General features: G+C 51.6%; 10 protein-coding genes. All 10 read right to left on the bottom strand.

Annotation, left to right across the window (positions count from 1 at the left end; all coding sequences use genetic code 11):
* Window positions 1-17: 17 nt before the first annotated feature.
* Window positions 18-1,817 carry a peptidoglycan D,D-transpeptidase FtsI family protein gene (locus tag PAECUDRAFT_RS19640; protein ID WP_158306260.1) on the bottom strand — a complete coding sequence of 600 codons (1,800 nt, stop codon included), beginning with the start codon at window positions 1,815-1,817 and terminating at the stop codon, window positions 18-20.
* A gap of 179 nt (window positions 1,818-1,996) precedes the next feature.
* On the bottom strand, window positions 1,997-4,150 hold the full coding sequence (locus PAECUDRAFT_RS19635; protein ID WP_006039889.1) for a methyl-accepting chemotaxis protein: 2,154 nt from the start codon (window positions 4,148-4,150) through the stop codon (window positions 1,997-1,999).
* Between the two features lie 287 nt (window positions 4,151-4,437).
* On the bottom strand, window positions 4,438-5,697 hold the full coding sequence (locus PAECUDRAFT_RS19630) for a peptidase U32 family protein (RefSeq protein ID WP_006039888.1): 1,260 nt from the start codon (window positions 5,695-5,697) through the stop codon (window positions 4,438-4,440).
* Window positions 5,698-5,712: 15 nt separating this feature from the next.
* Window positions 5,713-6,651, bottom strand: coding sequence for a peptidase U32 family protein (locus PAECUDRAFT_RS19625; RefSeq protein WP_040713496.1), 939 nt, complete (start codon window positions 6,649-6,651; stop codon window positions 5,713-5,715).
* 149 nt (window positions 6,652-6,800) lie between these two features.
* Window positions 6,801-7,928: an endolytic transglycosylase MltG gene (mltG, locus tag PAECUDRAFT_RS19620; protein WP_006039886.1), complete on the bottom strand. Its 1,128-nt coding sequence runs from the start codon at window positions 7,926-7,928 to the stop codon at window positions 6,801-6,803.
* Window positions 7,929-8,024: 96 nt separating this feature from the next.
* Window positions 8,025-8,330 (bottom strand): DUF1292 domain-containing protein, encoded by a 306-nt coding sequence (locus PAECUDRAFT_RS19615; protein WP_233516791.1) that lies wholly within the window; start codon window positions 8,328-8,330, stop codon window positions 8,025-8,027.
* 52 nt (window positions 8,331-8,382) lie between these two features.
* Complete coding sequence (locus PAECUDRAFT_RS19610; RefSeq protein ID WP_006039884.1) at window positions 8,383-8,685, bottom strand: DUF1292 domain-containing protein; 303 nt, start codon at window positions 8,683-8,685, stop codon at window positions 8,383-8,385.
* Window positions 8,686-8,694: 9 nt separating this feature from the next.
* On the bottom strand, window positions 8,695-9,111 hold the full coding sequence (gene ruvX / locus PAECUDRAFT_RS19605; RefSeq protein WP_006039883.1) for a Holliday junction resolvase RuvX: 417 nt from the start codon (window positions 9,109-9,111) through the stop codon (window positions 8,695-8,697).
* A 23-nt stretch (window positions 9,112-9,134) separates the two neighbouring features.
* A complete protein-coding gene (locus tag PAECUDRAFT_RS19600; protein WP_006039882.1) occupies window positions 9,135-9,395 on the bottom strand; it encodes an IreB family regulatory phosphoprotein in 261 nt (86 codons plus the stop codon).
* Window positions 9,396-9,447: 52 nt separating this feature from the next.
* Window positions 9,448-12,081: an alanine--tRNA ligase gene (alaS, locus tag PAECUDRAFT_RS19595; protein ID WP_006039881.1), complete on the bottom strand. Its 2,634-nt coding sequence runs from the start codon at window positions 12,079-12,081 to the stop codon at window positions 9,448-9,450.
* Between the last annotated feature and the right edge of the window lie 265 nt (window positions 12,082-12,346).

Below are 12,346 nucleotides of genomic sequence, written 5' to 3'. Positions count from 1 at the left end.
TGCACTCCGCTCAACGACTAATGGTTTCCGGTCTCCTTGTCATGCTGCGCTGCAAGATCCATAATGCCGCGAAATAACTGCGTCGCTTGATTCGGACTGTTCGGCGGACGATTTTCCGCAAGCACCGCTATCGCATAACGAGGACGCTTGGCCGGTCCATAACCGATAAACCATTGATTCACGCGATCGGAGCCTGACCGCACCACTTCCGCCGTGCCGGATTTCCCGGCGACCTCCCATATCCCGCCGCGAATCGAATGACCAGTGCCTTCCGCTACCGTATCCTCCATCCCCCTTCTCAACTCCTCTGCCGTTGCAGGCGAAATACGCCCCTTCGTTTCGGATGCCGGCTTGATTGGGAATGAAGCAAATCGTTGCCCGTTGGCATACCGCACCTCCTTCACCAAGCGAGGCTCAATCCCTTTCCCCTCATTAACGATAGTCGCGATCATATTCGCCGCCTGAAGCGGAGAGACTTTGACATCTCTTTGCCCAATCCCAGTCTGTGCTAGCAGCCCTCCATCATCATTTGCCATTGCAGTAGCAAACAATGTCCCCGGCTCCTCCTCCATTAAGAGCCTGAGCGGCCCTGCGATTGGCCCGATTGATTCCGCTGAGTGCCAACCGACTTGCCTTCCGATACCGAGCCGAAATGCCGTATCCGCCAGCTGTTTCGCGTGAAGTCGTTCTGCAATCGTTGCAAAGACAATGTTGCACGAGTGGGCAAGGCCTTGCCGCAGCGTCAAATCGCCATGGCCGCCTTTCTTCCAATCTGATAAGCCATACTTTCCATATTCGCCAGTGCAATGAAAAGTCTCGTTCGGCGAGGTAACGCCAGCTTCTAATGCCGCAGCTTCCGTCACGAGCTTAAAGATCGACCCTGGCTCAACCGCACGAATCGCATGGTTTGCTTCATCGGCTCCTTCAGCCCCTATCCGGCCCGGGTTCAAGGAAGGGCGCGAAGCCATCGCAACGATATCACCTGTTTCCGTATCCAATACGACGACCGCCCCTTCCATTAATCCTTGAAGATCGATATAGCGGTCGATTTGCTTCTGAAGCTGAAGATCCAGCGTAGTTACGATTGTCAACGGGTACAGCCGATTAACGGGGGACACAACTCTCAGATCCAATCCGCGCAGCGGCTCTCCTGCAGCATCCAAATAATAAGAAACCATCGTTTCTTTGCCGCCTCTTAACAGCCGATCAAGCGAGCGTTCAAGACCTGATGCCCCGATTACCGCATCAAGCTTCATCATGCCTGTCGCATATTCATGCCCGTATTCGGCTTGTACCCGCTCGGGGTGCTGGCTAATGAAACCGATGGTTTGCGCTGCCGCGTATGGCGCCAAGTAGCGTTGCCGATAAGGAACGACGCGAATGCCTTCCAAATGAATGTTCGTTAAAGCTTCCAATTGCTCAGCCGTTAAGCTCATGGGCTCATGCTTTCCTGCATCCGCCCAAAGCGTCGGCTGTTTTACTTCGGATAACCGCAGTGCCAGCTCCTTCACATTTTCATGCAGCAGCGAAGCCAAGCGCTTAAGTTGCTCCTGGCTGCCTCGGTCACCTGCAATCGGAAACACAGCCAACGTATGAATCGTCTTCCCCGTAATCGGCATTCCGAATCGATCGACAAAATCGCCTCGGCCTGAATCGATCATCAGCTCCTGATTCCGCTGCGAAACAGCCAGCTGTGCAACAGAACGGCTCTCAGGATGATCATGGCTCGGCCACAACGAGATGGATGCCATCTTCCACTCCCATATTGCGAACAATACCACGAAACCGACTGCGACTTTAACCAATCTATTGTTCAAGGCGAATTGATCTTCCCTTCCTAATCGAACATAACATTTACCCATCATTACTCAACCATTATTGCCGAATGTCACGATCGCAAAACAAAAAAACTCCCTGCCGTCATAAGGATGACAGCAAGGAGCAGGAGATATGACGAATAATTGCGAGAAGCCTTATTCATTGTGAAATCGATTCACTAGTGATTAGAAGTCGTAAATTTCGACAACGATTCTTTGAGCTTGTTCGAAACATCTTCCAGTCGATTCGACAGTCGAACGAGCCCTTCACTGATGCTGAGCTGCTCCGTGCTAAGCGATGCCACTTCTTCAGAGGTAGCAGACGATTGCTGGGCGACTGCGCTCACGCTGCTCATCGCGTCTGTCAATACGTTTTGCGACTCATCAAGCTTGCCAATCGCTTCCGTTACAGAGCCCAAGCTCTCTCCGAAACGGCTCATATGACCTTGTACGGTCAGGAAAATCTGGTTCGACTCCTTAACCGACGCCACTTGCTCTTGGAAGATCGGGTAAGCTTCAGACAGCACATCTACCGTCTCATCAATTTCTTTTTGAATCGTCTCTGTAATCTGGCCCACGACATCAATGGATTGGCGCGATTGATCTGCCAGCTTGCGAATTTCGTCCGCTACAACCATGAAGCCTTTGCCTGCTGCGCCAGCACGCGCCGCTTCAATCGTTGCATTAAGGGACAAAATATTCGTTTGCTTCGTGATATTGTTCAATACGTCCAAAATTTTACGAATGGAAGACGTCGAATCTTTCAGCTTATCGACTTTGCTGACCATGTTGCGCGTCATTTCTTCCGTTTCGCCCGTCTTCTGAATCAGGCTGTTCATGTGAAGTGTGCCTTGCTCGCTGGCTTGTTCGACAGCTGCTGCCGATTGCTCCATTGAGTTATTAGCGCTCATAACGGTTTTCATTTGCGTATTGATCGTTGCCGTCAAATCATTGCCGCGCTCTGCTTCCATCGCCAAGCTCGTTGCGCCCCCGGCGATTTCCTCTGTTGCAACCGAAATTTCTTTGGATGCGACGGCCGTTTTCCGGGATGCTTCCGTCAGCTCGCTCGCCGTATCCAGCACATCCTTGGCCGACACGTTCGTCTGATCGACAAGTGACGTAATTTCCGTCATCATTCGGTTGAAGCTATCCGTCAACTGGCCAATTTCGTCAGAACGCTTCAGATGGAGCCGAACGCTCAAATTGCCGCGCTCGCCTTCATTCATCAAGTTGCGGAGCTGTACGAGCGGACGAGCAAACATCCGGATCAGCATGTAGCTGATGCCTACCGCTGCAACGGCAGCAATGGCCGTGACGATAAAGGTCATAACGAAAATTGCATTAGCATCCTTGACTAGCTGATCAACAGGCGTTTTGCCTACAATCCGCCAGCCGGAGGTATTAAAGGACTCATATGCGGCAAGAACAGATGCTCCAGCTGCATCATCCACCTCGACTGATCCCGATTTGGCTTCCTCACCGCTGTTGGGAATGGTGGTATCGCTTGGTTTGCCGTATTTCTCAGCGGCATCCTCGCCTATATAGCTAATGTATTGATTCTTATCATCCACGAGCGCTACCGTACTGCCATCACCTAATGAAATGTTACCCAGCGCTTCTTCAACCGAGCTTAATTTTATCTCGAATACGATGGCGAACAGCGCTTGATTCGTCGTGGTGTTTTTGAGCAATCGACCTACACCAATCGTCGGCTCAGGAATGTAGCCGTTTAAGCCCTTCGGCTGCGTTTCAATCCACACCGCTTGTCCATCCCCGCCGACCATACGCTTATACCAAGGGCTTTCATGCGCTTTCTTGCTGTCGAAAGCAGAGCTGCCGAGCGCGTATTCGCCTTCCTTAAGCGGTATGAGATAGCCGTTGGTGATCGAGCTGTTGCTAAGTACATACTTCTGGAGCAGCGAATTCAGCTTCTGCGTCGCTTGAAACCCTTCATACTGTTCGACCGCAGGATCCTGAATAATTCTGAGCTGCTCTTGAATTTCAGCATCGACCATAACCTGAAGCGTCAATGCCTCATAATTTTCGAACATGAGCCCCAGCTTTCCGCCTGCTTGTTGAATCGTTTGGAAGCTCGAATTCATCGCATTCGTTCGAATAATGCTCTTCGAGGTGTTGTATGCAAGCATTCCGACTACTAAAACGCATACCAGAATGCTAACAAAAATAAACAAAAACATTTTGGCGCCGACTGAACGGCTTGGATTAAACCAGCTTGCCTTGAATTTGTCCGCATTGAGCGTTTTAATCCCCGACGCCAATCGGATTTTTGTCTTAGTCTTTTTCTCTTTTGCTGTCTTTGTTTTCCCCGACATCGATGACACCACCTGCTCTGAAATATGTAAGATGTAGAACGGTAGCAAATACTACCAAAGTCCTATAACAAAACCTTTTACCTACACTTTATATATCGGATAGTACCAGCATGATTGTAGGCTTAAAAATATGGAAACGCAACATTTTTTCGATAAACTTTTTTAAGAATGTGTCGAATTGTTCCTTTTATGCTAAAAAGAAGCTGACAACTGTCGCCTGTGCTCCTGATGCAATAGACAACGTGTTGAACAGCTTCTAAGTTTAAAGGTTTAAACGATAGTTGAAATTACCGAATGCGTTTGCGCATCATGTCCATCGGCCTCACCGGCTGTTCGACCGAAAGACGAATTTCTTGCAGCGGATGTCTTGCTGCGTCCAGCACATTGCCTTCCAAATCGCGTAGTTCGCCTACTGTCTGTTTAAAAAATACGCCGCCTGGGCCGATAAATTCAATCTCTTGGCCTGGCTTAAAATGGTTGCGCTGCTGTACCGTCGCAATGCGGCTCTCCGCATCATAATCAAGGACAATACCAGCGAAATCATAAGGCGCAGCTTTATCCTCCGGCTCGTAGATGTGATCCTCCGCTCCCGGCACATCCAGGAAGAAACCCGTATTCAACGGACGATTGGCCGCTTTATGAATCTCTTCCAGCCATTCCGGCTTCAGCACATAACCTTCTGGATCAGCGAAATAAGCATCGATCGCTTGGCGATAGGCGTTTACAACGCTGGCAACATAATGAATGCTCTTCATCCTGCCTTCGATTTTGAAGCTATCGATCCCAACCTCGATAAGGGCTGGCAGATGCTCAATCATGCACAGATCCTTAGAGCCCATCGTAAATTGGTCGCCGTTATCCTCGAACTGCTCGGCGTCGATGAACAAATCATACTTCCAGCGACAGGATTGGCAGCAGCCGCCCCGATTCGAATCGCGGTCTGTAAAGTGGTTGGACAACACACAGCGGCCGGAAAATGAGGAGCACATCGCGCCATGAATGAATGCCTCGATTTCGATATCGACATGCGCTTTAATTTCTGCGATTTCCTCCAAGCTTGCTTCACGCGCCAACACGACGCGCGGCAGCCCCTCATCCTTCCAAAACTGAACGGCCTGCCAATTCAAGGTCGACTGCTGAGTGCTCAGATGCACCTCCAGCTTTGGCGCAACCCGTTGAGCAGTCTCGACGATGACCGGATCAGCAGCGATTATCGCTGCAATGCCTGCCGTCTCAAGCCCGATCAAATATTGTTCAAGCCCTTCAATATCCTCGTTATGCGCGTAGATGTTCGTAGCAACGAACACTTTGGCGCCATATTTCGCAGCGAACTCGACGCCCTCTCGCATTTCCTCGAAGCTGAAATTGTCCGCATTGGAGCGCAAGCCGTATTTTTGCCCCCCGATATAGACAGCATCCGCGCCATAGTGGACTGCAAACTTCAGCTTCTCTAAGTTGCCAGCAGGCGCCAGCAGCTCCGGCTTGTCCAGCCGATAACGCTTGCCTGTCAGCTTACGTCCTGTCGTTGTTGCTGATTGGACAGTCACTTGGATAACCTCCTATCAATACACTTGTTCTTTATAGAAAAATCCGAAGCTAAGCTCGCGATTCGGGTCTTGCTTGGCTTGAATCGCCTCGAGCCACTCCTCCTTGAATCGATATTCCGAAGGTGCTGAGCAATAAGCATCAATCGCTGCGCGATACGATCGGATAACCGTTTCATTGTAATCGGCCGGCTTGAGCAGGCCTTCGATTTTGAAGCTATCGACGCCAGCCTCCATCAACTCATGCAAATTTTCAAGCATGCACAAATCGTCCGAGCTCATCACATGCGTGCCATTCGCATCTTCATAGATTGGGAATCGTTCGTCAGCCCGCTCCGCCTCCATCAGATAGATGTTCGCTTCTTGGCCAGCTTCCCCTATCTGAATAGGTTTCTCTTGGTGCTCCATATAGCTTTGAACAAGCGAACGCTTAGAATGGTAGATGTTCGTCATGCCGTGCACTTGAACTTGAACCTCCAGCACACACTTCTGCTTCATCTCGATAACCTGCTCCATATTGAGCTCCCGAGCCGCAACAACCCGCGTCGCTCCCCGGCGGCCCCAAAAGTTGGCGGTCTCATAATTCGTCGAGGTCATCTCCGCGTTCCAGTGCAGCTTGAGCTGCGGCGCATGCTGACGGACTGCCATTAGCACGGCAGGATCGCCAAAAGCGACTGCGCTTACGCCAGCCTGCACCAAGCCAGCAACATAATCAGGGAGCGCCTCAAGCGAACCGTTATCCATTAAATTGTTCATTGCGCCATAAATACGAATCGGACGCTCGCTGCGATTGGCGATTCGAACGGCTTCCGCCATCTGATTCAGGTCAAATTCCCCGGCAAGCCGCGTTCCAAACCGCGCATCACCGATAATGACCGCGTCTGCGCCTGCTTCGATAAAACGCTCTAACTCATCCAAATTCGCTGCCGTTACGAGCAGCTCCGGCTTGTAGGCCATCATAAGCATTCATCCTCCTAACAACTGCATTCCTCTGCGCCAGCATGAAAAAAAGATAAGACGGAGGCGCATCGCCGGCTATCCCGCGATGCCTTCCTCCGTCGTATTCGCTTGGCGATGAGCGCTGCGATTGAGCAGCTGCCTCCCCCTTATTGCTCAGCTGTTTCGTTACTCAGCTCGATATTGCGCAAATGCTGCTTGTACGTTTTTGCAAATAAGTGCGAATGCGATCCGTCTTTTTTAGTTACGTAGTAAAGATAATCTGACGCTTCCGGCTGAAGCGCAGCCTGAATGGACTTCAAGCTTGGGCTGGCAATCGGGCCAGGCGGCAATCCCTTTGTTCGATACGTATTATAAGGGCTGTCGACCTCCAGGTCCTTCTCCATCAGCCGCTCCTTCTGCTTATCGAGCAAATATTGCACCGTTGCGTCGATCTGCAAAGGCATGTCCTCTTTTAATCGGTTATAGATGACGCCGGCAACGCGCGCGCGTTCTTCATCTACGACCACTTCCCGCTCAACAAGCGAGGCAACAGTAAGCAGCTGGTGCAGCGTCATGTTTCTGGTCGCCAACGCTTCGTCCAGCTCCGGGATGCTGTCGAGCTTCCGGTCCATCTCGCTCAACATGCGATGCACGACATCCTCAGCCGTAGAGCCCTTCTTCACCTCATAGGTTTCAGGGAACAAATAGCCCTCAAGCCGATGAAGCACGGATGTTTTAGCTGGAATTTGAAGAACTGCATCAACGTCTTCCCACTTGCGGTCTGTGTCGATGAGCTTCATTACCTCTTCTCGGCTGGCAATGCCTTCTTCACTCAGTTTGTCGGCTATTTGCGTCGCTGTAAAGCCTTCTGGAATCGTAAACTTGACCGTTGCTTCCTTCACCGTATCGCCTGCATTCAGCTTCGCAATAACCGCATCCAGCTCCATACCCGGCGTCATATCGTAGCTGCCCGCTTGGAAATGCGCGCCCTCATCCTTCAGCTTCAAGTAGTACTTAACTATAAATGCGTTGCGGATAATGCCTTCATCCTCAAGCGTTTCAGCGACCATAAACGGCGACATCCCGTTCTTCACTTCAACTCGCTTTACGTCGCCAGCTGCTGTTGGACGAAGCCCATTCCAAATATAAAGCGCGACGCTCCCTGCGCCAATGATGATAATGCCAAGCAGCGACAGGATTACCCACATCGTGATTCGGCTCTTACGTGGGCCTCTTGATGGATAATCGTTGTCTTCATCATCCAAGTAGGATTCCGATTGCGGATATTGCGACAACTTGTGCTCCTCCATTTCCACGAAAAAGGGCGGTGTTGGCCGCCCCATTCGTTTCAACTATAGTGTGGTGTGAAAAGGCGCTTCTAGCGTTGGCCCTTAGCTGTCATGCTCGTCAAAACACAACGTATCATAGGCTTCTGCTGCCGTTTCCCATTCTTCGTCACTCTCGATGTTCTCGAGCTGCAGCTCTTCTCCGCCTACGACCAAACGCAGCATCTCGACTTCGCCCTCTTCACGCATCGCTTCGGACTGAAGCGCCGCGTAATAATGCTCGCCAAGCTGAAACTCGGACATGATCCGGTAAGCTGTTTCCGAGCCGTCGCCGCTCGTTAACTCAATAAATTTGCCGTATTTCTCTTTCAGTTTCGTCCCGCGTTGCGGCGACATGCCGACCTCGTGCATACCGGCACCTTCCTTCCTTTTCCTACTGCGTTATCCGCAATTCGATTTGAGATTAATCGTTATCGCTCTCATCGAGCTCGCCGAGCAGCGTGTTAAACGTTTCCTCAACGATGCTCCACTCTTCTTCATCTTCAATCGTGTATAGCTTAAGGTCGTCGCCTTCTTCTTCATAACGAAACGCGTATACTTCATCTTCTTCTTCGTTATCGGATTCCAGCGGCACAACCATCATGTACTTATGCTCAGAGCCATCCACTTCGAATTTCATGATGACTTCGAACTCTTCCTCGTTGCCTTCTTCGTCCGGAATATAAATGATTTCCGGCTCTTCGAATCCTTTTTCCTCTTTAGCCATAGCTCACCCTCACCTTTTCGCCTTAGAATCGAGATAGTTTTGCAAAATGAATGTCGCGGCTAACTTGTCCACGACCAGCTTTCGTTTCTTTCGGCTGACATCCGCCTCCAGGAGCGTTCGCTCTGCAGATACGGTCGTCAACCTTTCGTCCCAAAGGTGAACAGGTAAGTTTAGCTTTTGCTGGAGCTCCTCTGCAAATGCTATGCAAATTTCTCCACGCGGCCCAACGGAGCCGTTCATGTTCTTCGGCAATCCGACAACGATCTCCGTAACCTCGTGATCCTTCACTAGCTGGGCAATCTCGTCAAACTCGCCGCGATTATGCCTCCGCTGGACAACACCAGTACCTTGCGCCGTCCAGCCGAAAGCATCGCTAACCGCGACGCCAATATTACGGTCCCCGTAGTCTAAACCCATAATTCGCATACGTTTCTCGCCAGGCTCCCGTCTTATTTATGTCCGCTTAAGTAATACCGAACAAGCTCTTCGATCAGCTCGTCTCGTTCTTTCTTCCGGATTAAGCTTCTTGCATTGTTATGCCGCGGAATGTACGCAGGATCCCCAGACAGCAAATAGCCGACGATCTGGTTGATCGGGTTATAGTCCTTTTCCAGGAGCGCATCATGCACTTGGAGCAGAATGTCCTTCGCCGATGCTTCCAATCCTTCCGCCTTTACGTCGAATTTCATCGTATTGTCCATGGAGCTCATCGCCAGCACCTCGCTTTGGAAACCGCTTAATAAACGGCAGTGTCAATTATTACTATATCACATTTGCTTGTGCAAGAACTAGTTCTTCCGCAAGTTTCAATGCATCAGCCAGCTTGGAGGCATCCTTGCCGCCGGCTTGCGCCATATCCGGACGCCCGCCGCCGCCGCCGCCGCATACAGCTGCCGCTTCCTTCACAAGCTTGCCTGCATTAAACCCTTTTTTCACGAAATCAGGCGATACGGAGGCGACCAAATTCACTTTGTCGTCTTGTGCCGCACCTAATACAATAATCGCGGATGGCAGCTTCGCTTTAAGCTCGTCAACGATTCCGCGAAGCGCATCCATGCTTGGCGCGCTTACTGCAGCCGTCAATATCGTAACGTCGCCGACCGTTTTCGCTTGATCCGTCAATGAGCCCGCTTCGATGCGGCTCAGCTTCGCTTGGAGCGACTCGTTGTCGCGGCCGAGCTCCTTCACTTGTCCGAAGAGCGCTTCAATCCGTTTTGGCACATCAGCCGTATTGGACTTGAGCAAGCCTGCAGCCTGCTTCAGCAAATCGAATTGAGCTTCCATATAAGCATAAGCGTGACGGCCAGTCACCGCTTCGATCCGGCGAACGCCTGAACCGATGCCACTCTCGCCAATCAGCTTGAATGTGCCAATCTGCGAGGTGTTCGCGACGTGGCAGCCGCCGCACAGCTCAATGCTGTAACCGCCGACTTGCACGACGCGAACAACATCACCGTATTTTTCGCCAAATAGCGCCATCGCGCCCATTGCCTTCGCTTCAGCAATCGCTTTGCTCTCGATGACAACCGGCGTGCCGATCCAAATCTGCTCGTTCACGCGACGCTCGATGTCCGCCAGCTCTTCTTCGGTGATCGCGCCAAAGTGCGAGAAGTCAAAGCGCAAGCTGTCGCTCTTCACGAGGGAGCCCGCTTGATTAACATGCTCGCCGAGTACTTCCTTGAGTGCTTTATGCAACAAGTGCGTTGCCGTATGGTTTTTCACGATATCTTCACGAAGGTCGCGTGCCACGCTAGCTTGCGCGCTTTCGCCAACGCGAACCGTTCCGCTTGCTACGATCGCATGATGCACAGGCTGGCCTTGGGGCGCTTTCGTCACATCCTCGACGTTCAGCACGAACCCATCGCCTTGAATGACGCCGCGATCGCCGATCTGGCCGCCGCTTTCCGCGTAGAAAGGCGTACGGTCGAGCAGCACGAGCACGCGGCTGCCTTCGCCCGCAATATCAACGAGCGAATCCTCATGAACGATCGCTGTTATTTTCGAATTCGTCGTCAGCTCGCTATAGCCGACGAATTCGCTCTTCTCCGTTAACTCCGACAACGGTCCGCCCTGTACGTTCATGCCGCCCGTCTCTTGGCGCGCTGCACGCGCGCGCTCCCGCTGCGCTTCCATCGCCGAGTCAAATCCGGCACGGTCAACGGTGAGGCCATTTTCAGATGCATAATCCTCGGTCAAATCGAACGGGAAGCCATAGGTGTCGTACAGACGGAACGCATCTTCTCCGCTAATTTCATTCTTGCCTGCCTCGCGTACTTGCGAAACGAGCGCGCCCAGCAGCGTAAGACCGTCGGACAGCGTTTCGTGGAAACGTTCTTCTTCCGTGCGAATTACGCGTTCGATAAACTCGCGCTTCTCGACAACCTCTGGATAGTACATGCCCATTACATCCCCAACCACTTTGGTCAGCTCGAACAAGAATGGACGGTCGATGCCTAACGATTTGCCATAACGCACCGCGCGGCGGAGCAGACGGCGAATAACATAACCGCGTCCTTCATTGGATGGCAATACGCCATCGCCTACAGCGAATGCCACAGTACGGATGTGATCGGCAATCACTTTCAGCGCCAGATCATGGTCAGCATTCACATGGTACGAAACGTTGGCAATCTCGCAAGTGCGGTCAATCATCGGACGGAACAGATCCGTGTCGAAGTTGGAATCCACATCCTGCAAAATCGAAGCGAAACGCTCGAGACCAGCTCCTGTATCGATGTTTTTATTCGGAAGCGGCGTGTAGCTGCCGTCTTTGTTATGGTTGAACTGCGAGAATACGAGGTTCCACACTTCCAGAAAACGTTCGTTCTCGCCGCCTGGCCAACATTCTGGATCGTTCAAATCGCCATATTTGTCGCCACGGTCATAGAAAATTTCGGTACAAGGACCGCAAGGGCCTTCGCCGATATCCCAGAAGTTCTCGTCCAGCTTGTAAATCCGCTCTTCCGGAAGGCCAATTTTTTTATTCCAGAATTCGAACGCTTCCGTATCCTCCGGGTAGACCGTTACAGACAAGCGGCTCGGATCAAAGCCGATCCATTGTTTGTCCGTCAGGAATTCCCATGCCCACGTAATGACTTCTTCTTTGAAATAGTCGCCGATGGAGAAATTGCCGAGCATTTCGAAGAACGTATGGTGGCGACGCGTCTTGCCGACATTCTCGATATCGTTCGTACGAATGCACTTTTGCGAGTTCGTAATACGCGGGTTGTCAGGGATGACGCGGCCGTCAAAGTACGGCTTCAGCGGCGCCATGCCGGCATTGATCCACAACAGCGACGGATCGTTATGCGGGACGAGCGATGCGCTCGGTTCAATATGGTGTCCTTTGCTCTCGAAGAAAGCAAGCCACTTCGAACGTATTTCACTAGCCTTCATAGGAAAACGACCTCCAATAAATACAAATAGTTGTAAAAAACAAAAACGCCCCTGTCATGAACAGGGACGAAGATCTCGCGGTACCACCCTGGTTATTGCCCCGCCGCTGCATCCATGCAAAAAGGATACGGGTCATCGGGCAATCGCCTTAGCTGGACGATAACGGGTCCCACCGGTGAAGTTCATTCACACTCCGAAGCCAGCTTCGGCCATTCTTCGCCATTGGACTCTCGCAGCCAACGCGCGAATTGCGCGAAGGAGTCCT

It is taken from the genome of Paenibacillus curdlanolyticus YK9, from assembly GCF_000179615.1.
Lineage (GTDB): Bacteria > Bacillota > Bacilli > Paenibacillales > Paenibacillaceae > Paenibacillus_T > Paenibacillus_T curdlanolyticus.
This window is presented reverse-complemented; position numbering and strand designations above follow the sequence as displayed.

What these genes read in the sequence shown, in the direction of transcription:
- PAECUDRAFT_RS19635 (WP_006039889.1), bottom strand. Translation starts at nt 4,150, where the DNA reads ATGTCGGGGAAAACAAAGACAGCAAAAGAGAAAAAGACTAAGACAAAA.
- PAECUDRAFT_RS19625 (WP_040713496.1), bottom strand. Translation starts at nt 6,651, where the DNA reads ATGGCCTACAAGCCGGAGCTGCTCGTAACGGCAGCGAATTTGGATGAG.
- PAECUDRAFT_RS19615 (WP_233516791.1), bottom strand. Translation starts at nt 8,330, where the DNA reads ATGCACGAGGTCGGCATGTCGCCGCAACGCGGGACGAAACTGAAAGAG.
- PAECUDRAFT_RS19610 (WP_006039884.1), bottom strand. Translation starts at nt 8,685, where the DNA reads ATGGCTAAAGAGGAAAAAGGATTCGAAGAGCCGGAAATCATTTATATT.
- ruvX (WP_006039883.1), bottom strand. Translation starts at nt 9,111, where the DNA reads ATGCGAATTATGGGTTTAGACTACGGGGACCGTAATATTGGCGTCGCG.
- PAECUDRAFT_RS19600 (WP_006039882.1), bottom strand. Translation starts at nt 9,395, where the DNA reads ATGAGCTCCATGGACAATACGATGAAATTCGACGTAAAGGCGGAAGGA.
- alaS (WP_006039881.1), bottom strand. Translation starts at nt 12,081, where the DNA reads ATGAAGGCTAGTGAAATACGTTCGAAGTGGCTTGCTTTCTTCGAGAGC.